The following is a 25362-nucleotide window of genomic DNA, read 5'->3' on the forward strand; positions in this document are numbered from 1 at the left end:
AAACTAAAGAGGTTAAATAATTCCTATGGCTTTAACACAAGGGGATATTGCTTTTATATCCTTCAATGCTGATGAAGATGGCTGGTCTATTGTTACATTTGTAGATATAGACCCGAATACGACGATTTATTTCACTGATAATGAAGCTATTAGCACGACAGCTTTTAACACTGGTGAGTCTTATTTTCAATGGACATCAGGATCTAGTACGATCAATGCTGGTACAGTAATTCGTTTTAGTGCAGTTGATGTTGCTACGCTTTCCGCATCAGTTGGAACTCTCTCTCGTGCTACAGTCTCAGGTAGCAGTAACTACGGTCTCTCTGCAAGTGGTGACGTTATCTATGCTTTTGTTGGCTCTAGTGCAGCTGCTCCAACTACTATTTTAACTGCGGTATCATCGGGAGATGTTGTAACACCTGGTGATCCAATTACAAATGCAGGATTAACGGTTGGAGTTAACGCAATAGTATTAAGAACTAGTGCTGACTATGGTGAATATAGTGGCTCTAGAACTGGACAATCTAGCTTTGCAAACTATAAATCTTCGGTCTTTAATGTTAACAACTGGACGGTCGATCAAATTGATGGTAATTATACCACAACTGCTCCAAATACCACAAATTTTACGATCGCCGCATCAACCCCCACTGTCACGATCGCAGCCCAAGATGCCAACGCCGCCGAAACTGGCACTGATCCTGGCACCTTCCGCATCTCTCGCACAGGCAGTACCACCGATGCCTTGACGGTAAATTACACCATTGCTACGGGTGCTGGACAAGCCACAAGCGCAGATTACACACCAACCCTAACAGGCACAGCAATCATCGCTGCCGGAGAATCCTTTGCTGATATCACCATTACACCTGTAGATGATCAGACAGTTGAAGGAACTGAAACCGTTACTCTGACTCTCAATAGCAGCACCAACTATACTTTTGGTGCTACTGCTAGTGCAACAGTAGCGATCGCTGACAACGATACGGCTGTAACTTCCATCGATCTCTCCACCTATGTCCGCATCGGACGTTACGATCTGCCCGAACCTACGCGAACCAATCCCCCACTCAACAGCTTGTTGGCTCAAGAAGCCTCAGCAGTGACCTATAACAAGGATACCGACACGCTGTTCGTTGTCGGTGATGGCGGGAGAGCGATCGTGCAAGTATCGAAGACGGGACAATTAATCGACTCAATGACGCTAGCTTCTGGCAGTAGTCCCCAAGGAACAGAATTTTACGATACAGAAGGGCTTACCTATGTTGGTGACGGCAAGTTTGTCTTGATTGAGGAGCGAGATAGACAGGCTAATTTGTTTACCTATGCCCCGGGAACCACCCTTACTAGAAGCAACGTACAAACCGTAAAACTCGGTACGACGGTCGGAAATATTGGGATTGAAGGTATCTCCTATGACCCACAGACTGGTGGCTTCATCGCAGTTAAGGAGATTACACCCGAAGGAATTTTTCAAACAAACATCGATTTTGCGGCGGGAACTGCAAGCAACGGTTCGCCCACCACAGTTAACTCTACCAACCTTTTCGATCCAGCATTGGCTGGGCTTGCGGACTTCGCGGATGTTTTCGCATTGTCGAATCTATCAGCCTTGAATGGGCAACCCAACTCCAGCCACCTGCTAATTTTGAGCCAAGAATCGGGCAAGATCGTCAACATCGATCGCACTGGGAATATCTCTAGCTCATTAACCATCGTCTCCGATGCAGGTAATCCTTTATCCGTTGTGGATCAGGGGAATGAAGGAATCACGGTAGACAAGAATGGATTGATTTATATCGCTAACGAGAATGGCGGAGGTGATATCGATCACCCTCAACTTTGGGTCTATGCACCGTCCTCATTTACATATACCAATCAAGCCCCTGTAGCTGTCAGCCTTGCAAATACCGTCACCAGCTTGTCAGAAAGCACCAGTATTGCAACTCCCTTTAAAGTCGGTAACATTATTGTCAGTGATGACGCTCTGGGAACAAATACCCTTAGTTTGACTGGTGCAGATGCCAACTCTTTTGAGATTACAGGCAATGGTTTATTCCTGAAAGCGGGAACTACCCTAGATTTTGAAACGAAAACCAGCTATAACGTCAGCGTCAATGTCAATGACACCACCGTTGGCAGTAACCCAGACGCAACTACAGCATTTACCTTCTCAGTCACCGATGTAAATGAGAATCCCACCACCAGCGGTATCTTCATCACTGAAGTAGCTCCTTGGAGCAGTGGCAATTCGCCCGTCGCTGCTGACTGGTTTGAGCTTACCAACACTGGTACGAGCGCTGTGGATATCACGGGCTGGAAAATTGACGACAATTCAAATAGCTTTGCTACATCCGTTGCCTTGAGCGGTATCACCAGTATTGGCGCAGGTGAATCGGTAATCTTCATTGAAGGAGCTACCGTCAATCCTACTTTCCTATCCAACTGGTTCGGCGCAAACCCACCAGCCGGCTTGAAAATCGGCAACTACTCTGGTTCAGGCGTGGGCTTGAGTACGAGTGGTGATGCCGTGAATATCTATAATGCCACTGGTGCTTTACAGGCTAATGTCATCTTCGGAGCATCTCCAACTGCATCCCCATTTGCCACTTTCGACAATGCAGCTTTGTCAAACAATGCCACGATCGCAACACTGAGCGCTGTAGGAGTCAACGGCGCGTTCTCAGTTGTAAATACCTTAAATAATTTAAGCGTCGTGGAAATCGGCTCTCCAGGGACTATTGTTTCGTCTCTACCCACGATCGCGATCGCAGCCACTGATGCCAACGCAGCCGAAGCATTACAAGACCCTGGCACATTCCGCATCTCTCGCACAGGGAGTACTACCAATGCCTTAACGGTAAATTACACCATTGCCGCAGGTGCTGGACAAGCCACAAGCGCAGATTATACACCAACCCTAACAGGCACAGCACTGATCGCTGCCGGACAATCCTTTGTAGATATCACCATTACCCCTGTAGATGATAGCCTGGTTGAAGGTACTGAAACCGTCACTCTGAATCTGAGTAGCAGCGCTAACTATACTTTAGGTACTGCGACTGCAACAGTGGCGATCGCTGATAACGATGTCGCTCCTACTCTGATTCACGACATTCAAGGCAGTGGCTCAACAGCAGCTTTGACCGGAACCCAAACCATTGAAGGTATTGTTACCCGTGCATTCCTCGGTTCTACTAAACTTAACGGTTTCTACGTTCAAGAAGAAGATGCCGATGCTGATAACAATGCTGCAACCTCAGAAGCAATCTTTGTTTTCGACCCATCAGGGAAATTTACTGGCAACGTCGGTGATAAAGTCCGTATCACTGGAACCGCTAAAGAATTCACTACTACTAGTGGTGGAAACACCAGCAGTCTGACTGAACTGGATATCACTTCTGGAACTGTTAACAATCTAGGCGCAAGCACCTTACCCACAGTTACAAACGTCCAGTTACCCGTCACCAACGTTAGCGACTTAGAACGCTACGAAGGGATGTTAGTTAATCTCAGTGCTGGGAGTGGCAACCTCACTGTTACTGAGTATTTCCAATTAGGTCGTTTTGGAGAAGTTCTCCTTTCAGCCACAGGCTCCAGCAACCAATCCGGTACAGATGCCAGACTTGACCAGTACACTCAATTTAATGCTCCTAGCGTCAGTGGAAACTCTGCTTATTTAGCTGACATTGCCAAGCGGAGAATTTACTTGGATGACGGTAGCGGTACTCAAAACCCTGACCCCATCCTCTTTGGTCGTGACGGCAATCCTCTGAGTGCGTCTAACACCCTGCGAGGTGGTGATACCGTTGCCAGCATTACTGGTATTTTAGACGATCGCTTTGAAGGCTATCGCATCCAAACCACAACTGGAGTTAACTTTACCCCCACTAATCCCCGTCCCGTAACCCCTCCAAATGTCGGTGGTACCCTAAAGGTTGCCAGTTTCAACGTTCTCAACTTCTTTAACGGTAATGGCACAGGTGGCGGCTTCCCCACATCACGCGGGGCTGAGAACCTTATCGAGCTAAACCGTCAGCGCAACAAAATTATCCAAGCCATTGTCACATCAGGAGTAGATGTTGTCGGACTGGAGGAGCTAGAGAATGACGGTTATGGTTCTACTAGCGCCATTCAAGATTTAGTCAACGGATTGAATGCAGTTGCTGGTGCTGGGACTTACAGCTTTATCAATCCTGGAACCAGTTTGGCAACTGATGAAATCACAGTTGGGTTAATCTACAAATCTGGCAAAGTTACCCCAGTAGGTGCAGCAGCTACCCTAACCACCAGTGCAGCTTTTAACTTGGTAGGACGACAACCCCTCGCGCAGACCTTCGGACAAAATTCAAATGGCGAACAATTTACAGTAGTTGTCAATCACTTCAAATCCAAGGGTTCAAGTTCAGGGGGTGTTGGTGATGCTGATGCTGGGGACGGTCAAGGTTTCTCTAATGGAACACGGACTCGTCAAGCTCAAGATTTGGCAGCATGGCTGGCGACAAAACCTACCGGAACTAATGATACTGACTACCTAGTTGTCGGCGATCTCAACTCTTATGCGAAGGAAGATCCTCTGACAACCCTCGCAGGTGCAGGGTACAATAACCTACTGCCTGACACTTCTTACTCTTATGTCTTTGACGGACAGGTGGGTTCCCTCGATCATGCCCTAGCCACTAGCAGTTTAGCTGCACAGGTAAGTGGTGCAGAAAAATGGCACATCAATGCTGATGAACCGAGTGTGCTGGATTATAACACTAACTTCAAATCAGCAGGTCAAATCAGCAGTTTATATAATGCTGACCAATTCCGTGCCTCTGACCACGACCCTGTACTGGTAGGGCTAAATCTTGTTAGCACCAACAATGCTCCCACCAATTTGACTTTAAGTCCTAGCAGCACGAATGAAAATGTGGCCGCTAATACTGTAATTGGTACATTTAGTACTATTGACCCAGACACAGGTAACACTTTCACTTACAGCTTAGTTGCTGGGACTGGTGATACTGATAATACCGCCTTTGCGATCGCAGACAACACTTTAAAAATCAAAGCTTCTCCGAACTTTGAAACCAAATCCTCCTACAGCATTCGGGTACGCAGCACCGATAATGGTGGACTTTCCTTTGACAAGGTGTTGACCATCCAAATTAACGATGTCAACGAAGCACCTACAGCCGTAGTTGATACAATCAACGTTGCCGAAGACGCAACTACACTTAATCTCCGTAGTATCTTACTAAGTAACGATACTGACCCTGATGCCGGAGACACTAAAAACATCATTGCTGTTAACACGACAGGCACAAAAGGTACAGTCACCTTTAACCCAACCACACAAAACCTGACTTACGCAGCCTCAAGTTTTAACTCTCTAGCCCAAGGGCAGACTGCAACTGATAGTTTTAGCTATGCGATCGCTGACAGTAAAGGTTTACAATCTACTGCGATCGTTAACGTCAGCGTCACTGGTGTCAACGATGCTCCGACGGTAGTGCAACCCCTTGAAGACAGAATCATCTCGACAAGCAAGCTTTTTTCTTTCAACGTCGGTGACAAATTTACCGACATCGATCGAGGCGACACCCTTACCTACACTGCTACGGGCTTACCCACTGGATCTGATATCGCTAACACAGGTCTGATATTCGGCAATATCTCCCAAGCTGGCATTTTTGCCGTCACTGTTACCGCTGCTGATGGCAAAGGTGGTAGTGTTAGCGATACCTTTGACCTGACTGTTGCCAATAACAAGGCGACATCTAGCAACGACATTATCTTTATCGACCAACTTGTTGGTGTGAGCGTACTCAATGCTCTAGGTGGCAACGATCGCGTTATCGGCACTGATGCCAATGAGACACTCAGTGGTGGAGCAGGCAATGATTACATTGATGCCAAGGGCGGTAATGACTCTCTCTTGGGGAACGATGGTATTGACACACTTTTAGGTGGGGCAGGTAATGACATTCTTGAAGGTGGAGCAGCCGATGACATTCTTTTAGGTGAACTTGACAATGACACACTTCTTGGTGGAGGAGGCAATGATAGCCTCAATGGTGGAGCAGGCAATGACAACCTCAATGGTGGAGCAGATAATGACACCCTTCTAGGTGGACTTGGCAATGACATCCTTGTTGGAGGTGGTGGCAATGACCACCTGATTGGTTGGGGAGGTGGTACAAACGAAATTGACCAACTCAACGGCGCTCAAAGTGCAGATACTTACATTTTGGGTGATGCTAGTTCAGTTTTCTATGCCAAATCTGGCAATGGTGACTACGCCGATATTGTTAGCTTCAAAGCAAGCGATCGGATTCAGCTTAAAGGATCTGCTGACAATTACTTCTTGGGGTCAGCATCAGTATCTGGATTTAGTAGTTCATCTGTGGGTATTTTCGCCAATAATGGGACGCAATTAGAATTAATTGCGGTTGTGGAAAGCGGATTAAACCGCAATTTGTCAACAGATACTCGTTTCGTGTTTGTTTAAGTCTACTTTTTCTAAGATAAAAAGGTGCGTTAGGCAAAGCACATAACGCACCCGATAGCGCAATACTAAAGTTTAAACCTGTCCTTCTCCAAGTCAGAGAGGGACAGGTTTTTTGTATTAATAGAGTTCCCTGATGTAACCAAAAAAAACCAATTAGGGACTTGCGTGAAAATAAAGTACCAGTAAACCGAGTTTCGACTGCGCTCAACTCTCGATGGCTGAGGGTTGAGCGCAGCGATGCACTGAGCGCAGTCGAAGTGTCGAAACCTGTCTGGTTGGGATACTATTAACCCGCAGATCCCTTAGCGATCGCTACTACAACACGGCGTAAAGCCACCCAATGCAAGTTAAATGTGCAATAGCTTTTAACAAATATTGAATGACAGATATTGATTTTTGTCATTTTTTGATTATCATAGCTTTATCACCACAGTGGAGAAGTTGCTATGTTGTCACGTCAACTTGGAAAAAACGGTTCAACAATATCGGCGCTTGGGCTTGGCTGTATGGGTATGTCTGATTATTATGGCCCAGCCGATCGCAAGGAAAGTATTGCAACGATTCATGCAGCCCTTGATGCAGGCATTAACTTACTGGATACAGGCGACTTTTATGGTATGGGGCACAATGAACTGCTACTACACGAAGCCCTAGCAGGACGGCGGCGGGAAGATGTCTTCATTGCGGTTAAATTCGGGGCGCTGCGGTCTCCTGATGGCAACTTTATTGGCTTCGATGGTCGTCCTGAAGCCGTGAAGACTTCACTTGCCTATACATTGAAACGACTAGGAACCGATTACATTGACCTCTACCAGCCAGCCCGACTCGACCCGAAAGTGCCCATTGAAGAGACTATTGGGGCGATTAGCGAAATGGTGAAAGCTGGATATGTTCGCCAAATTGGTTTATCTGAAGTGGGTGCAAATGTAATTCGGCGGGCTCATGGCATTCATCCGATCTCTTGGCTTCAGATCGAATATTCACTCCTGAGCCGTAGTATTGAAGATGACATCCTCCCAACTGTGCGTGAATTGGACATTGCTGTCACCGCTTATGGAGTTCTCTCACGGGGATTGTTGAGCGGTCACTGGTCGAAAGAACGCTCTGAGCAAGCGCAAGACTTTCGAGGACATCTACCACGCTTCTCTGGAGAGAATCTAGATCGCAATTTGTTGCTAGTCGAAGCCCTTCGCCTGATTGCCCAAGAACGGAGTGCGACGGTGGCTCAAGTGGCAATTGCTTGGGTGCTGTCGCGAGGGAACGACATTGTGCCGCTAATTGGCGCACGGCGTTGCGATCGCTTGAATGAAGCGCTGGGTGCGTTGGAGCTACACTTAAGCAAGGACGATCTTGCCCGGATTGAGGCAGCAGTGCCACTAAATGCCGTAGCTGGCGATCGCTACGATCCAGGACAAATGGCAATGCTGGATAGTGAAAAGAGGTAAAAAAGTTATAGCATGAATGATTCACCTTTGACACCAGAGCGGATTCTCGACGCAGCAGAAGAAGTTTTGTGTCGTTACGGTCTGGCAAAGGCAACAGTGGTCGATGTGGCTCGCTTTTTAGAGGTGAGCCACGGCACAATTTATCGGCATTTTCCCAGCAAAGCTGCCCTGCGTGATGCAGTCGCAGAACGGTGGCTACATCGGGTTTCTATACCACTAGCAGCGATCGCCGAAGAACAGGGTTCCGCCGTTGAACAGTTGCATAGATGGTTTGAGCAACTCATGATTATGAAACGTCAAAAAGTCTTGGATGAGCCAGAGTTGTTTGCAACCTATTCTGCGATCGCTCAAGAGGCACGAGGGGTAGTTCAAGCTCACATTGTTGAACTGGTAAACCAAGTTGCTGCGATCGTCGAGAGCGGTATTTCCAGTAACGAGTTTAGAGTAACCGATCCGCAAGCAGCAGCCAAGGCAGTCTTTCAAGCGACAGTCCGGTTTCACCATCCAGCACACGCATCTGAATGGAGCGATCCAGATATCGATAGGGACTTTGCCCAAGTATGGCGCTTGTTACTTGCTGGTCTTGTGGTGGTTCAGTAGTTCTGAGTACTCAGTAAGAATCAGATGAAAGACATCTAAATTAGACATCTGGTGAAAAAGAATGTAGAGACATTGCAATGCAACATCTCTACAAGAGTTTCAAGTCAAGCATCATTAATTTCTGGAGATGTCTATTGCCTATTTTTCCGTCTCCAGTTGCTCTCGTTGCTTACCATACTCCCGCAGCTGTTTTAACAAGACTTCTTGGGATGAGTTAGGGATAGACGGACTAGGGGTTGGTTGAAGGTTGATGTCACTACTTTCAAAATTAGCAGGTGAAGGATTAACTTCATAGATGGGTAGCGACTTATCATTAGACATTGCTTGTTGGGTTGGTACTGGGGTAGGAATTAGATTATTTGGTTTGTTCACAGCAGCTTTTACCGAATCTAGAGTAGTAGCAACTTGTACTTGTTGCTGCATCTCTTGTGTAGAAGAGACTAAACCACTTAAACCATTCACCAATTGCCGCAAATTTTTTCGGAAATTAGGATCGCCTGTCAATTCATCCAAATCAGATGTAATTTTTTGAGTATTTTCAAAGGTTACTCTTGCTGAATCTAAAGTTTGTTGCAGCAGCACCACATTCTTGGGATCGTTTAAGGTTTTAGAAGCATCGCGTAAATTAGCTGAGGCTTGCGCTGCATTTGCTGAAAGAGCTTCTAAATTATTGAGTAATTCTCCTTGAGTCAATCGATTGACAGATGGTGATAGGCTACTGACTGTAACACGTAGTTGGTTGCTGGTTTCGGTGATATTATTTAAAGCGCCAACCAGCGAAGAACGATTTGTTGTCAACAGGTTATCCAGGTTGTTGAGCAAACGATTTGCTTGAGTTGCAGTTGCACCGAATTTATTTACTGTTTGATTTGCAGATGCATTAAGTTGGTTTGTCGCTCGTTGCACTGAATTAGCAGTGGCTGAAAATGTATTTAATTGTTGTCGCAAGCTTTTAGTCAAACCTTGTAAATCCTGACTTAGTTCAGTAAAACTGGATGCTGCACCTGTGGTAGTTTCTAGAACCCTATTGACATTTCTATAAAATTTGGGGTCATTGTATGATGAAGCTAGATCGGTTGAACTGCGAATTAATTCATCAACACTGATGCCAATCTGACCTTTTAAGCGAGAGCCATTACAGACAATCAGACTGGAATCGCAACTTTTATCTAGGGGTCTAGCAATTACAACCCCAGCAGGTAAAGTTGTTTTTGGTGTAATGTCGATAACACTTTCGCTAATTAATCCACTTTGATTAGCTTCCACCACGACATCACGGGGGATAATTAAGTCAGTTTGGGCAATTTCAATTTCTATATCAATCGCATTCGCTTTTGGTAGAACCTGAGAAATAGTTCCTACTTTAACACCTCGATAGCGAACTATTGCTCCCTTTTGCATTCCGCCAGCGTTAGCAAATTCCACAATCATTTTGTATGAACGGCCAGCAGCAGTAAATCTATTTAACCACAATAAGAGTAACCCGAATACTCCTAGTCCTAGCAGGAGCAACAACCCCACAGAGCCTTCTCTAAATGTTCGCCCAGACGCGAAGCGGCTTGTCATAAGACCTCGCATATTTTTCCTCTACCCAATAATTAGTTATGAGTTTGGAGTGATGAGTTAGGAGTTATGAATTGAATTTAACTCTCATTCCTCATTTTTTACTCCTCACTTTTCACTTTTTAACCGACGACTTGAATCGGCCCTTGCACGCTTCCACTCATAAATTGTTTGATCAAGGGATTTTCTGTGTTGTATATCTCACTAACTGTACCCTGCCACTGCACTCTCCCTTCATAGAGAAATATAAGTCTATCAGCTGTACGGCGAATAGTGCTGTCTTGGTGAGTAACAACAGCGTATGTACTACAAACTCCATTCAAACATTGCAAATAGCGGATTAAATCTTCGATTACAGTTGAGGCAATAGGATCGAGTCCGGCTGTTGGTTCATCGTATAACAGAACTTCTGGTCCTTCTGAGGGATTATCGGGGTTAGACATGATTGCACGGGCAAAACTTACCCGTTTTCGCATTCCCCCGGAAAGTTCGGCTGGGTAAAGGTCGCTTATTGATGGCAAACCGACCATCTCCAATTTTTCTTTTACCAAATCTCGAATGCGCGATCGCGGCAACTTTGAATTTTGATAAAGTAAAAATCCCACATTCTCCTCCACCGTCAGCGAATCAAATAGCGCCGCCTGTTGAAACACCATGCCAATGCCAACTGGCTGTCCAGCATCCTCAATCAAACCGTCCCGCCGTACTCCTTGAACATAAATTTCTCCTTCATCAGGAGCAAGTAACCCCGCCATCACCCGTAGAATTGTTGATTTACCAGTCCCTGATGGCCCAATAATCCCTAGTGCTTCTCCCCGGTAGATGGTTAAGTCTACATTATCTAGAACTTTATGGCTACCAAAGGACTTAGAAACACCTTTTAGTTCAATCAATGGTTCAGTCATTAGTTATTAGTCATTAGTCATTGGTGAGCCAATGCCTTGGCAGGTTCCCCTATTTGTACCCTTACCAGGAAGCAAGCTACGCAGTGATGTCATAGTTATTGATAAGGCATTTGTATATTACATTATAAGTATATGATTAGCATTTTAATTAGCAAACTTTATTTTTTTAGCATAATAATATTTAGTTATTTACAATTTTAATGTCATAGAATCCCCTTAACCCAACGTTCACAAAGATACCGTAGTAACTTAATGTCTCAGTAAAGGGAAACTAAGACTCCAGTTTTCTGTGGAGATTAGCAAATCCGTTTAATAATATATTCATCCCATTAGAGGCTATAACTACTCAAATAAAAGCCAAGAAATAATTAACTGTTTAAAGTAATATATAGCAATTTTATTTTTGAAATTCAAGTTTTGCGAACTACTGACTTATCTTAAACTCTAGGTTTATAGTTATTTTAAAATGATTTGCAATTGCTATACAAATATTTAATTAATTAACATCTAAAGTTATTGCTATTAACAGAGCTATTATCTTATTTTAGATGTTAATAATATTTGTCCTAAATCTTGTAGTTGTCAACTACAAAAATTATTTACTAATATTGTAATATTACTAAGAAAAATAAAAGTAGAGATTATGAGTAGCAACTTAGAACAGTTTGCAAGTGATAATTCTTCTGGTATTTGCCCAGAAGCGCTGGAATATATGATTAGAGCAAATCAAGGTAGTGTTCCAGCTTATGGGAATGATGAATGGACTCAAAAAGCAACAGATTATTTTCGGGAACTCTTCGAAATTGATTGTGAAGTATTTTTCACCTTTAATGGTACAGCCGCAAATTCTTTATCTTTAGCTGCCCTTTGCCAGTCATATCACAGCGTAATTTGCCATGAAACATCTCACATAGAAACAGATGAATGTGGCGCACCTGAATTTGCATCTAATGGTTCTAAACTTTTACTTGCCCAAGGGAAAAATGGCAAGTTAACACCAGAATCTATAGAGGCAATTGTCACTAGACGCACTGATATTCATTATCCCAAGCCTAAAGTTATTAGTATTACCCAATCAACTGAATTAGGAACTTTATATTCTATTGAAGAACTTCTAAAAATTAAAGGAGTAGCGAAAAAGTATAATTTAAAAATTCACATGGATGGCGCTCGTTTTGCAAATGCAGTTGCCGCTATGAATAAAAGCCCTGCTGAAATTACTTGGAAAACTGGAGTAGATGTATTATGCTTTTGTGGTACTAAGAATGGAATGGCATTAGGTGAAGCAATTCTTTTCTTCAACAAAGAGTTAGCAGAAGACTTTGATTATCGATGCAAGCAAGCAGGTCAGTTAGCGTCAAAAATGCGGTTTATTTCTGCTCCTTGGTTGGGTTTATTAGAAACGGGTGCTTGGCTAAAAAATGCTAGACATGCTAATCAATGTGCTGAATATTTAGAAAATCAACTCTTAAATATAGAAGGCGTTGACTTGATGTTTCCCAGAGAAGCCAACGCCGTATTTGTGAAATTACCTGAACAAGTCATTCACACCTTAAAAGCAAATAACTGGCAGTTTTATACATTTATCGGTGTGGGAGGAGTACGTTTTATGTGTTCTTGGAACACAACACAATCTAGGATTGATGAACTGATTGATGATATTAAAAAAGCAATCATAGCTATCTGATTGGTAAAAATTGGTGTTATCTAGATATCCGATTTATTTAAAAATTCGGATATCTAGTATCAATTACATCTGAGGTTGCTACCAAACAACCGGATTTGATATTACTTGCTATGAAACTTTAGTTGCATCTTTGATTGCTGCCACAATCCCAGATGCTTATTTTTAGCATTAGCTTCTGCAATTAAATATTGGGTTTTGCTTTCATAGCAATTTTGTAAAGATTCTCTGTCAACGACAGCATTACCTGACTCTACCAAAAGGAGATTTACTGACCGATTATCCACAAACACTTCACCAACTGTCCGACCATTTTCGAGTTTTTCTATACTTCTAATCACAACAGGGGTTTTAGGCGGTAGTAGCTGTTTTAACCTTTGTGTCGCTGCTAAAGTATACACTTGTCCAACCGCCTTTGGTGCATTAATACACGCTAGCTTGACTGGAATTGTTTGTCCGGCATTATCTTTAACTAAAATTGTGTTTCCGTCTGTAACACCAACTACTGTAGCTAGCACCAACATTAGTTCAAGTAATTCCATCATTTTGTATGTAAGAATTTATGCATGAATATCATGTTATTGCAGTGCTTAGGTTGCTAGTGTGATTTGACTCACAAAATATTATTTACTTGATAAATGCTTTGTAATCTTCAATTAACTTTGCCAAGCGGGAAGCAAGAAATGGACTTGCATCCCGCAAAGCTTCATAAATCTGAATACCTTCTTCTCGATATCGAATAATTTTGTCTTGAGTCCAATAATGTGGTGGTGCTTGGAGATTGGTGATTCTATCTGCTAGTTTCACCATCCATATTTCTTGTGGTTGCTTCTTTATCCTTTGTAAACTATCTGCCATTCGGAGATGTTTTGCTAAATTTTCATCTTTAGTCAGTGCAAGTACACCATTAGCTACTGATTCACCAAATTCGGTTCTGATTTCCTCAAACGTTGTATTAGTATCCTCGATTGTGTCATGCAAAATAGCACATTGAATAGCAAGATTCCCATCATGCTCTGTTTCCACACTTATGGCTGCAATTACTTCCATACTCACAAGATTCAAGTGCATAAGGTAAGGTATTTCTGAACCTGCCATTTTCTGACCTTGATGTGCGTATGCTGCTTTCTTTAAGGCTTTAATGTAAATTTCTTGAGACCAGCTTTTTGGGCTGAGTTGATATTTTTCCATTTATCTATTCTTCTCATGAAGTGATGTTATGTAGTATGCCACAATCTTAAATAGGATAACCGTAGTATAACAAGTACTTGATATCAATCAAAAACTCTAAAAAGAAACTACAGGTAATTGAACACTCACAGTAGTACCTGTTAAGAGGTCAGAGCAGATCGACAGTTCTCCATTATGAGCATTGAGGATGCGTTTAGTAATAGCAAGCCCTAGCCCAGTGCCACAAGGTTTTGTGGAGAAGAATGGCTGAGAAAGCTTGCTTATAAATTCTGATGGGATTGGTTCACCGCCATTGTGGACATTAATATAGACTTTATTTATATGAGAACAATCTACTTTACATTTAACAATATCTCCTGGTGCAACTGCCTCGCAAGCATTACGAAGAATGTTAATAAATACTTGTTTAAGTTTGTCCTTATCCCCCAAAACTTTTACTGTAGGTAACACCGGAAAAAATTCAATTTTTCGTTCCAGAGCTTCTGGCATTTCATGAATGTATACCAATAACTCATGAATTAGTTCATTCACATCTAATTCACAAAGCTGCAATACTTGAGGTTTGGCGTATAGCAAAATTTCACTTAGCAGACGCTCCAAACGACTAGATTCAGTCAATGCCAACGCTAATCGCTCTTGAGCAGATTCTGTTAAAATGGTTTTTTGGAAATACTTTAATCCCATAATCATTGTAGTTAAGGGATTACGAATTTCATGCACAATCATGGCAGCGAATTCACCAATAGCTGCCAATCGCTCCTGTTCTAAAAGCTTGGCTTGGGTTGCTTGTAATTCTGCGGTGCGTTTTTCTACCTCAGCTTCTAAAATATGATTAAATTTGCACTGTTGTTGATAAAGATGATAGTTGTCAATTGCTGTTGCGGCTCGTTCAGCAAACAATTCCACAATTTGGATATCTTCTTTTGTAAAATCACGCGGTTGGTGATTAAAAGAACATATAGTGCCAATTACCTTGTTTTCAGCAGTTCGCAATGGTATCCCTAAATATGCACAATAACCTTCTGGAGCTTGTCCATATTCTGGGTATTTTTGAGCATCTTTCACGGCTAATGAATGACCCATTTGAATAACAGTACCAGTCAGTAAACCATGTAGTGAATAAACATGTTCACCATCACCCATTTCGAGACTACTGGCTAGAACAGTTTCAAACCCCTCTTGGCAAAAAGTAACAACTGTCCAATCAACTCCAATAAGTTCGCTGACTCCACAGGCAATATTATGCAAATAGCTACCTAGTTCACCAGTTCGATAGTTTAAAGAAGACAAACGGATTATGATTTGTCGCTCACGTTGCCAAGTTTGGTTGTGCAACAATATTTCGTCATTACTAGTTTTGCTCATGGATACTTATTGCATGGGTTATGAAAATAATTTCAAAAATCGACTGGATAGTTATTTTGATCGAGCTGTACTATTTTGAGAGAAAGATTCTACTAGACACATTATGCTATTTACATACAACAAACTGATTAATTTTTAGTTGAATAAATGTAAAATTATACAACAATGATATATTGAAAAATAAGTGGTGTCATCGTGAGTAAAATCAAACAATGTCAGAGTGTTATGTAGCCTAATCCATCATAGATATCGCTTGGCTTCAATCTACTCCATTTACGATGATATGGTTAAGTTTATTTATATCTAAGTACTTAAAGACTGAAAAATTAGATTTTTCTGGGAAATTTATAATAGAAAACATCTCAAACGGGAATAACTATGACAGTCAATCTACAAGGAATATTACAGCAACCGGGGCAAGGTTCTTCATACTGGGTGCTTGGAGATTTGTATACTTTTAAGGCAGTAGGTGAAGAAACTAGTCAAGCTTATGCTCTAATTGAGATTACCGTTCAACCACAAAACGGCACACCTCCCCACATTCATAGTCACGAAGACGAAGCTTTCTATATTCAAGAGGGAGAATTGGAATTTCAGCTTGATGAGCAGATTCTTTTAGCAACCCCTGGAACCTTTCTCCACTCTCCTAAAGGTCAACTTCACAGATTTTCAAATATCGGTACAAAGCCAGCAAAATTACTTTGCTGGTTCACACCAGCAGGGTTAGAGAAGTTTTTCATGGAAGTAGGTGTGCCAGTCTCAGAGAAAATACAATTACCTAGCATTAGTCCCGCAGATATCGAAAAAGCGTTGGCAGCTGCTTCAAAGTATGGTCTTAAAATTATTCCGCCGTCTGCTGCATCTTCGCAGGTATAAGCTAAATATAACTACAAGCGATCGCAGTTAGACACCAAACAACAGTGTTGGAAAGTTTCAGAAGAGCGATCGCTAACTAAGCTAATCAACATTTCTATTGGAGAGTTTCAATATGAAAACGCTTAAATGCTCTAGCTGCTTCAGGAATTAGCTCAATGTACCAATGCCCATTTTTTTCATCTGCAAACCAACTAATTATTGCAAGTGCCGGTTGCCCAAATTCATCATCTTTTACTCCAAATAATTGGCAGAAATGTTCACCTAAATGACCAATTTGTCCAGAAGAATCACCATCATATCCTGCCGCTTCAGATAACTCCCAAGTGCGTAATCTGCGATTGTCTTTCATAAAGTAACAGTGCTGATACAACTTATTCAAGATAGCTTTGTGTCCCGGAGTTAATTCTTCATAAATTGAGTGGAGTGCCTCTAAATATTTTTCCTCTGAAGGAATATAACGTTCAACATCTTTCAACACTCTATTCTTCCTCTTTTGATTAAAAAATTCGCTGGCAATGTGTAAAATATTATAGTTTGCCCTCCCTACTTCCTTGAAGGCGGGTGCTTCCGCAATAACGTTAAAGAATCGTTTAGAGGTATTTTAGCTTCTACTCATAGAAATGTCTTACCAAGGATACCTATATTTAATATTACTAAAGGTAATGTATTTTATTTAACCGCGATCGGCAGTTAAGATTTTAGAACTCTTTATACCATTCTCAGCACACTAGAGGATTCATAATCCATAATCCAAATATTGATCCCAAGGAAAAGTGTTGACTTATGTGTATAGAATTTGGGCGGGAAATCTGCGGCAATCTTGACACGGCAGAGTCACGGGAATGGTTAGTTACTAACGGTATTGGTGGTTATGCTTCTGGAACTGTGGCTGGTTTATTGACGCGCCGATATCACGGACTATTGGTAGCAGCATTGAAACCACCTTTAGGTCGTACCTTACTACTGGCAAAACTAGATGAAACTATCCTGTATGACAATCGCTCTTATTCTCTAGACACCAATCGTTGGGCTGATGGGACTGTCAGCCCTCACGGTTATCAAAATATTGAACGTTTTTCTCTGGAAGGTACAATTCCCTTATGGCGTTTTGCTGTTGCCGATGCCTTGTTAGAAAAACGGGTGTGGATGCAACAAGGTGTTAACACAACTTATGTCCAATATACTCTGCGTCGTGCCACGCAACCTCTGAAGTTGACCCTCAAAGCAATGGTCAACTACCGCGATTATCACAGTGACACCCAAAGTAATGGCTGGAAGATGTCTATTGAGCAAGTCGAACAGGGGATTTGTGTAACTTCCTATCCGGGTGCTGTACCAATGTATTTACTGAGTGATGGTGGTAGCGCATCTATTGCCGACAATTGGTATTATGGCTTTGAATTGGCTGTTGAGCGCTATCGGGGATTGAGAGATAGAGAAGACCATCTCCACGCTGCGACTTTTGAGGTTACACTGAATCCTGGGGAAGCGATCGCTTATGTAGCCAGCACAGAAAAGCAAGCAAATCTCAACGCCGAGGCTGCACTTAAGTTACGTCGCGCTCAAGAGCAGAAGCTAACTGGAATTTGGAAAACTAATCAACCCCTCAAGACCAAGGAATCACCTATCTGGATCAAGCAACTAATACTAGCTGCTGACCAGTTTATTGTTGACCGTCCAATGCCAGAAGACCCCTACGGTAAGACTATCATCGCTGGTTATCACTGGTTTAGCGACTGGGGACGCGACACGATGATTAGTCTACCTGGTTTGACAATTTCCACTGGTCGACCAGAGGTAGCACGCTCAATTATTCGCACCTTTGCCAGATACGTAGACCAGGGAATGTTGCCTAATCGCTTTCCTGATGCGGGCGAGCAACCAGAATATAATACAGTCGATGCCACTCTCTGGTACTTTGAAGCAGTCCGCGCCTACTACAGCGCTACGGATGATGATACTTTGCTTGGTGAACTCTTTCCCATACTTGCAGACATCATTGATTGGCACTGTCGCGGTACACGCTACAATATCCATCTCGATGCAGCCGATGGCTTACTTTATGCAGGTGTAACAGGTGTACAACTGACTTGGATGGATGCCAAAGTTGACGATTGGGTAGTTACGCCCCGAATTGGCAAACCAATTGAAGTTAATGCCCTCTGGTATAATGCTTTACGGACAATGGCCAAGTTTGCCCGTCACCTTGGTAAACCACACCAAGAATATGAGGCAATGGCAGACCGGGCTAAGTATAGATTTTCTCGCTTCTGGAATGACGAGACAGGTTATTGCTATGACGTTCTAGACAGTCCTAATGGTGATGATGCGGCATTGCGACCTAACCAAATATTTGCTGTTTCATTGCCAGAAAGCCCGCTAACACCTGCCCAGCAAAGAAGTGTGGTGGAAGTTTGTGGACGAAGGCTGCTGACTTCTCATGGATTGCGATCGCTAGCCCCTGACCATCCCCAATATCAGGGTAAATACGGTGGCAATCAGTATCAACGTGATGGCGCTTACCACCAGGGGACAGTTTGGGGTTGGTTATTGGGGCCATTCGTCTTAGCACACCTGCGCGTCTACAAAAATCCTGAGCAGGCTCGTCAATTTTTAGAACCAATGGCTAATCATCTTACTAAACACGGTCTTGGTAGTCTCAGCGAAATTTTTGATGGTGATGCCCCAATGACTGCACGGGGATGTATTGCCCAAGCGTGGACAGTAGCAGAGGTTTTACGCGCTTGGTTTGCAACAGAGAGTTGATGCGGGAAATAACTTAAGACGCTGTTTAATGGTTATGCTGCGATCGCATAAAATTCTATAATTGCTCACCACCAATATCTTGATCTTCAATCTGCCCGGAAAATACGGAAATCATCTCTCGAAGCTGATCTATAATTTCTTGTGCTTGTAGCTCTTGGGCAATATCTAATGCTCGCTGTAGCTGCTTTAATCCTTCGGCGGATTTATTTTGTGCTAGCAACAGTTGTCCCAGCAAGCCTAAAGTAGCAGGTTGGCTGTTTTTATGATTGATACTGCACTGAAATTCATACGCTTTTCGAGCAAGTTCAATTGCCTCTTCTATATTTCCTTGTTGAGCAGCAAAATTAGCTTGTTCATATAAGTAAACTGCCTCATTGTTCTTTACTGTGAAAATTATTTCCTGTAATTCGTCAATTCCATCAAGTTGATTTTCTTGAGCCAAAGAAACTGCCCTTTCCAAATCTTGTACTCCACCTTGATAATCGCCCTGATGTGCCTTGATTTGACCAAGCATTGATAAAACTTCTGAACACCAGCGAACATCCTTTAATATTTCTGAAAGTTCTAAACATTGGTGAGCTAAATTCAGCACTTCTTCAAATTCTTGGCTTTCGCATTTTTCCTGAGCCGAATCAAAAAGGTGTCTGAGTTTTTCGTACTGTACTGCAAGGGCAATATTTTCTATCTTTTCCCTCTCAGGAAGATTATGCTGTTTGGCAATTTCAATCGCTTGTGATGCTCTTTTAACACCCTCCGCAAAATCTCCTTCATGTATCAAAAGGTTTCCCATTGATAGCAAAATACCTGCTTTCATTTCTTCGTCGCCAAGTTGTTCAATCATAGGTAGGGCTTGCTCAAGTAAATCAAGTGCCGCTCTTGCATTACCTTTTTCTGCTTCGGTTGCTGCTGATTGATACAACCGCATAGGCTTTATTAGTTGAGTATTCTTAATTAGCCCTCTAACTTTTTCGACATCATTAGTCCAATTTAATTTTTGGTAAATATTGAGGGATTCTGTTAAATGCTCAAATGCAACATCTACTTCACCAAGAAAGGATAAAACCTCTCCTAAAAGCTTGAGAATAGTAGCTCGAAGAACAACATCAACAACTGAACTACATTTCTCTAAAGCTTCCCCTAAAAAATCTGCTCCTGTATTATAATTTTCTTGTTTTATTTTAAGCCGTCCCATTTCTCTAAGAGCGAGCGCATGATGTTTTGGATTGTTAAATTGATTTAGTATTGCTAAAGCTGTATTTAATTTCTCTTCGGCCTCATCTAAATTATCTTGATCAATCAGTATCGATGCGATTCGTGGTAAAACATGGGCTTGAGTGTCTTTATTTCCAATCTTCAATGACAACTGGTAAGAATCTTCGAGAAACTTTAAAGCTTCACTGACATTATTTTGACGCTCATAGAGAATTCCTATCTCCTGAAGTGTCATTGCTTCACGCGGTTGATCGCCATTCTTTCTGTGCAGTTCAAGAGCTTGATTGTAAAGCTCTAAAGCAAGCTCACGATCACCACATTCTGAGCGGAAAGTAGCTAGATTATGTAAAAGCATTGCCTTGAGCCAAGAGTTATCAATTTGAGGCAGTAATTTGTTCAACTGTTCTAAAATCTCTCTTGCCTCTTCTATTTCACCTTGTTTAAGCCTCAGCGATGCTGTATTGCTGAGGAGTGGAATTTTATCCTCAAGGTTTTCGGACTGCGTTCTATGTGAAACTAAACTTGGTAATAGGTTATCCCAAGCATCAGTTTGACCAAGATCAACTTGAAGAGTGGCAATGTTATTTTGTACAGTATATAGAAAATTTTTATCCCCTGTTTCTTGAGTAAGTTCTAGTACTTCCATATACAATTTAAGTGCTTCTTCGGGTTCACCTAATTCTCTCTTAATATCTGCTATTTGACTAAGGGACTTAGCTTTACCGAGCTTATTATTATCTTTCTCATCAATTTTCATAACCTGCTGGCATATCGTCAGGGCTTGCTGATAGTTACCCTGCTTAACGTATAAATCCGCTAAATCATGTAAAATTGCAGCTTTTTCAGTTTCATATTCATCCGAACAAAGTTTTAGTGCCTCTTGATAGTTATACAAAGCCTCTTCCACTTCCCCAATATGTTCTTGCGCTTTTGCTAAGTAGTAGAGGAGCCTAAAAGAGATAATATGAATTTTTAAGTGAGCATAAGCTCCATCACGGACAAATTTACATAGCGTAGCTACTTCTCTGTACCTTCCTTGGCGGTTGAGCCGCATGACTAAAAACCAATTTGCTCTAGTTAATAAGTCTGGATTGAAAGCTTCAGTTGCAAGTCGATATAACTCAAACAACCTATCACTGGGCATGGATTTCTCAAAAGGATCATAAGGCTGAAAGTTTTCTGATAGTTTTTCCTCTGCCTTTATACTTTTTTTAAAACCTTTAAAAAACCATATTTTATCTAAATATTCCGCAGCAGCTTTATATAAATCTATGGAATCTTTAGGAAAATCAAGAAGTGGCTCTATAATTCGTGGAACATAGTACAAAGTTTCTTGTTGAGAATGTATACACTCAAGTAAACCTAATGCAACCGCTCTAGAAATATAACTATTTACATCGAAAGTTTTTGGACAAAGAACTTCTATTGCAGACTGAGGCACTGGTAACTTATAAACCAAGCTAAACCCAAGCATTCGTTGCAATTTGATTGGTTGTCGATTGAGTAATTCCTCTGCCAGAATACTTTCACGAAAGTCTTGGGTGGTTTTCTCTACCTGTTCTAGTATTTGTGTCTTACCAACTTGTTGCACTTGTAAAACTTTGTCTAACCACTCTAACAAACGAGGATTACCTGCCGAAGTTGCCAAAGCTTTGAGTTGTAACTCTCGATCGATTTCAGAACCAGGTGCAAAAGATACTAAACGGTTACATTTTTTCTGTAGTTCAGTACCTGATAAGGCAGCTAACTGCTCTCGGTGGAATCGCTGATTTAGCTCTGGAAGCAAAAAATCATACCTGGATGTAATAATAATCCGGTGTGGAAGACGCGATTGAGTTATTGCCTTCAACAAAGATATCAAGACTGCTACAGCTTCAGGCTTTAAGACTGCACTACCGTCTGTTCTCAATTCTAGGTTTGCTTCAAAGTCATCAAGAACAAAGATTAGTCTCTGCACTTGCTCATTCAGTCCTTCTCGTAAGAATTTGGTTAACTTTTGCGTGAGTGGTAGATTTCTTTGTAAAATTTCCTGTCCCGTTGCTGAAAGACATTGTTCAGCAAGCTGCCTTAGCAGCTTATCCTCATCTAATTGCCGATAGATAAAAATTTCGTCATAGCCTTGTAAACGTTCTAAAAGCCTTGCTGCAACAGTACTTTTACCAACTCCACCTAAACCATATAAAATTACACCTAACTTATCTGCTGCCCGTAATGCTCTCAAGGTACGTTGCAGTATTCTGCGTCTTCCTACAAACTCCTGTGGTGTGGCAACCCGAACAATTCCTTGCGAATCTAGAAACTGTTCATAAATCGGTTCTTCTGGCAACCATACTTGATCGCCTAATGGTTCAATCAATGCTTTTGGACACTGACCTCGGATATAAAGTCTAAGTAGATGCCAATCCTCAACCTTGGCCTCTCGTAGATATTGATAAGTACTAGCAAGTGCCTCCGAAAGTTCATACCCGGCAGCCAGTTTGCTGTAGAGATATGCTGCGGCTTGTGTAGCTACTACATCTGCTATCGGTCGTCCCCATCCTAAAACGGCTCGACAACCTTGCTCAATTAATGATTCAGCTAAAGAAGATACTGCACCATCACTCGCCGCTTCACCTGTTCGGCAACCTGATAAAAACACTAGCTGCGGTATACGAAACCTTAAAGCTGAAGCAATCTCTGATGCGTATGCCGGGTGAAGTTCACCAGTTTCAGTTTCTGTAAGAAAAAACGGCCGTTCATCCTTAATAGATGCATGTCCCGTCAGGTGAAAAACATCGAACGGTTCACGATAACGTCCCCAGAGTTTGCTTAGTTCTGCAATACAACCACTTTCTTCTACTCGTAAATTAAGAGGAATATCTCTTGTTTCTGTCAAAATTTGAGCTTCTTCCTGCTCAAAATCGAGCGGCGGTTCTACATCGTCTGGCGATGTTGCCATGAATAAAATCCGTAAAGGACGTTGCTGGGTATCCTCTAAATCTTGAATAGAACGATCAACCCAACGTATTGGAACGACAACTGGATTAACACGTTCTATTAAAAATTGCTCTCCATTATGCAACGTTTCCCAAGGCAGATGCCCTAATCGTTCACGCACATCTAGCGCTAAAATTAACCCTTCCTCTGTGCAATTATTAATTGCTCGACTTAGCCACCTGCCAGTTCCATCCAACCAACAAAATAATTGATACCCAATTCCTTTTAAATCAGGCATCAGCATGTAGTAGCTACCTTTTGCCTTCTGAATTAAGTTTTCAATTGATGATATATCAAGCTGTTGTGTTTCATATCTTGCTTGATGTCCTACTGCATAACGCAATTCTACAAAGTGCTTTTCAAGCGGTACTAATTTGATGTAAAACGTCTGCACATTAACTCTCCAACTCTTCTAACACTGCACAGATGTCTTCAATAGTGGCATTCTCCAAGACAACTCGCATATCATCAGTTACAAGTACTACATTAAACTTCTTATTAGATCGTTTATGTTCCTGATACCATTTACGGATTTGTTCTGCGACTGCGACTGTACCTCCTACAATCCCGACCACAGTGCCTATCACAGCCAATGTACCTTCTTTGGTAGTCACAGAATTTGCTGCTATCTCCCAACTACCCTGTAGACCAGTGGTTTCAAACAGTTTTTCAGCAGCAATATCAGTTTCTTCACCTTCAAGGGACAGCTTTACCTTTACCATATATTAATTGAGTAGCTATAAATATAAGTATACTATTCATTTTTTTTACAATACACTAACAGTCAGCAAATTAGACCTCTTGCAGAATTCATTTTGTGTTATGATATCGGGTTTTGTCTTAATGCTAGTGGCAAGAGATAATTGAGAAAGGCAATACCTAAAGCATTCAGAAGAGATGGCTACAATATTTCGTAGGAACTATCGCCAAAAAAAGATAGAATTAAATTCTGTTATTTCCATAAAATCAGGTTATCAATAAATGAAATATCAGTGCATCCAAAAGTTAAATCCAAGAGCATTTAAACGTCGCTTTGGAGTTAGAAGAAAAACTTTTAAGAGCATGGTTAAAACTATAAAATCATTCCAAAAGATTAATAAACACTCTAATCCGGGTGCCAAACCTATAATTGATATTGAGAAACAAGTTTTAGTTACCTTAGAATATTGGAGAGAATACAGAACTTACTTTCATATTGCAACTAGTTGGGGAGTCTCGGAATCAACTATTTGCCGCATTGTTCATCGCATAGAATCAGAACTGATGCAGTCAGGAATGTTTCGTCTTCCTGGAAAAAAAGCTTTGCTGCAAGGTTTAAGTCAGCCGGAAGTAGTAGTAATGGATGTAACTGAAACACCCATTGAGCGTCCAAAAAGAAAACAACAGGAATTTTATTCAGGTAAGAAAAAACGTCATACTCTCAAAAGGCAATTGATTATTAATCAAGAAACGGGCGAAATTATTTGCACTTTCTTTGGGAAAGGTCGCTGTCACGATTTTGCTTTATTCAAAGCTAGTGGAATTAATTTTCATCCCGAAACACAAGGTTTATACGATAGCGGTTATCAAGGAATTAATCAATATCATAGTAACAGTTACACTCCCAAAAAAAAGCCTAAAAAAGGAAACCTATCTATCTTAGAAAAAGACTATAATCGGGTTCTAGCAAAAGAGAGAATCGGTATTGAACACATCAATTGCCGTCTGAAAATTTTCAAGATTTTTGGCGATAGATATCGTAATCGCCGTCGTCGTTATGGTCTGCGTTGTAACTTACTAGCCTCAATTTACAACTACGAATTAAGTTTACCAGAAGCAAAATTCCAAACCCCCACCATAACATAAAAGTAATTCTGCAAGAGGTCTATTATGCTCTAAATCATGGTATTTTACTCAAATTTTTGAAATATTTCTTATAAAATAAAATCTTACAGAAACCTGATATTCACTTATATATAGGCATAGATAATTATTTATAAGATATGAGAGATATAGAGATTATACAGTCAGATTTATAAGCTTCATGTCACCCCTTGTGATGGAACTATTTCACCCAAGTTAAAGTTCGTTCTCGCATCTAGTCTTGGTGTGAAGATTCTATTGTTAGCATTTCTGATCACCAATGGCTTTTTTTTGCGATCGCACCTTGTAATGGCGAAGATACTAGATTTAAAGAAAGAATTTTCGGTATGGAAGGATAATGGTAAAGCAGGAAATATAATAAATTTTAAGGTAATTCTCATCGAAAATTAATTTAGTTACTATGAAACTAAATTAATCTAT

15 protein-coding genes are annotated in these 25362 nt (G+C 41.6%); 7 read left to right on the forward strand and 8 right to left on the reverse strand.

Annotated elements, in window-relative coordinates:
• Positions 1 to 25: 25 nt before the first annotated feature.
• The 3 genes from NPUN_RS40435 to NPUN_RS07260 all read left to right on the forward strand — a co-directional run bounded on the left by NPUN_RS40435 (position 26) and on the right by NPUN_RS07260 (position 8541).
• Positions 26 to 6496, forward strand: a complete 6471-nt coding sequence (locus tag NPUN_RS40435; RefSeq protein ID WP_012408152.1) for an ExeM/NucH family extracellular endonuclease — start codon at positions 26 to 28, stop codon at positions 6494 to 6496.
• Between the two features lie 446 nt (positions 6497 to 6942).
• Positions 6943 to 7941 (forward strand): aldo/keto reductase, encoded by a 999-nt coding sequence (locus tag NPUN_RS07255; RefSeq protein ID WP_012408153.1) that lies wholly within the window; start codon positions 6943 to 6945, stop codon positions 7939 to 7941.
• Positions 7942 to 7953: 12 nt separating this feature from the next.
• Positions 7954 to 8541 (forward strand): TetR/AcrR family transcriptional regulator, encoded by a 588-nt coding sequence (locus NPUN_RS07260; protein ID WP_012408154.1) that lies wholly within the window; start codon positions 7954 to 7956, stop codon positions 8539 to 8541.
• Between the two features lie 138 nt (positions 8542 to 8679).
• On the opposite strand, the gene NPUN_RS07265 is transcribed toward NPUN_RS07260, so the two are convergent.
• On the reverse strand, positions 8680 to 10119 hold the full coding sequence (locus NPUN_RS07265; RefSeq protein WP_012408155.1) for an MlaD family protein: 1440 nt from the start codon (positions 10117 to 10119) through the stop codon (positions 8680 to 8682).
• A 107-nt stretch (positions 10120 to 10226) separates the two neighbouring features.
• Positions 10227 to 11009 carry an ABC transporter ATP-binding protein gene (locus NPUN_RS07270; RefSeq protein ID WP_012408156.1) on the reverse strand — a complete coding sequence of 261 codons (783 nt, stop codon included), beginning with the start codon at positions 11007 to 11009 and terminating at the stop codon, positions 10227 to 10229.
• Positions 11010 to 11652: 643 nt separating this feature from the next.
• Here NPUN_RS07270 and NPUN_RS07275 point away from each other — a divergent pair.
• Entirely contained in the window at positions 11653 to 12696 is a 1044-nt protein-coding gene (locus tag NPUN_RS07275; protein WP_012408157.1) for a threonine aldolase family protein, read from the forward strand.
• Positions 12697 to 12797: 101 nt separating this feature from the next.
• On the opposite strand, the gene NPUN_RS07280 is transcribed toward NPUN_RS07275, so the two are convergent.
• From NPUN_RS07280 to NPUN_RS07290, 3 genes are all read right to left on the reverse strand, one after another.
• Positions 12798 to 13238 (reverse strand): thermonuclease family protein, encoded by a 441-nt coding sequence (locus NPUN_RS07280; RefSeq protein ID WP_012408158.1) that lies wholly within the window; start codon positions 13236 to 13238, stop codon positions 12798 to 12800.
• A gap of 82 nt (positions 13239 to 13320) precedes the next feature.
• Positions 13321 to 13884, reverse strand: a complete 564-nt coding sequence (locus NPUN_RS07285; RefSeq protein ID WP_012408159.1) for an HD domain-containing protein — start codon at positions 13882 to 13884, stop codon at positions 13321 to 13323.
• Between the two features lie 96 nt (positions 13885 to 13980).
• A complete protein-coding gene (locus NPUN_RS07290; protein ID WP_012408160.1) occupies positions 13981 to 15249 on the reverse strand; it encodes a GAF domain-containing sensor histidine kinase in 1269 nt (422 codons plus the stop codon).
• A 378-nt stretch (positions 15250 to 15627) separates the two neighbouring features.
• Here NPUN_RS07290 and NPUN_RS07295 point away from each other — a divergent pair, with 378 nt between their 5' ends.
• Entirely contained in the window at positions 15628 to 16125 is a 498-nt protein-coding gene (locus NPUN_RS07295) for a quercetin 2,3-dioxygenase (RefSeq protein ID WP_012408161.1), read from the forward strand.
• A gap of 94 nt (positions 16126 to 16219) precedes the next feature.
• On the opposite strand, the gene NPUN_RS37370 is transcribed toward NPUN_RS07295, so the two are convergent.
• Entirely contained in the window at positions 16220 to 16603 is a 384-nt protein-coding gene (locus tag NPUN_RS37370) for a hypothetical protein (protein ID WP_012408162.1), read from the reverse strand.
• Between the two features lie 305 nt (positions 16604 to 16908).
• On the opposite strand from NPUN_RS37370, the gene NPUN_RS07305 reads away from it, so the two are divergent.
• Positions 16909 to 18891, forward strand: coding sequence for an amylo-alpha-1,6-glucosidase (locus NPUN_RS07305; RefSeq protein ID WP_012408163.1), 1983 nt, complete (start codon positions 16909 to 16911; stop codon positions 18889 to 18891).
• 55 nt (positions 18892 to 18946) lie between these two features.
• Here NPUN_RS07305 and NPUN_RS37375 read toward each other — a convergent pair whose 3' ends face one another.
• Both NPUN_RS37375 and NPUN_RS07315 read right to left on the reverse strand, forming a co-directional pair.
• A complete protein-coding gene (locus NPUN_RS37375) occupies positions 18947 to 23473 on the reverse strand; it encodes a tetratricopeptide repeat protein (RefSeq protein ID WP_012408164.1) in 4527 nt (1508 codons plus the stop codon).
• 1 nt (position 23474) lies between these two features.
• Positions 23475 to 23801, reverse strand: coding sequence for a hypothetical protein (locus NPUN_RS07315; protein ID WP_012408165.1), 327 nt, complete (start codon positions 23799 to 23801; stop codon positions 23475 to 23477).
• A gap of 259 nt (positions 23802 to 24060) precedes the next feature.
• On the opposite strand from NPUN_RS07315, the gene NPUN_RS07320 reads away from it, so the two are divergent.
• Positions 24061 to 24924: an IS5-like element ISNpu11 family transposase gene (locus NPUN_RS07320; RefSeq protein ID WP_012408166.1), complete on the forward strand. Its 864-nt coding sequence runs from the start codon at positions 24061 to 24063 to the stop codon at positions 24922 to 24924.
• Positions 24925 to 25362 lie beyond the last annotated feature (438 nt).

Origin of the sequence: Nostoc punctiforme PCC 73102, assembly GCF_000020025.1 — a bacterium.
Lineage (GTDB): Bacteria > Cyanobacteriota > Cyanobacteriia > Cyanobacteriales > Nostocaceae > Nostoc > Nostoc punctiforme.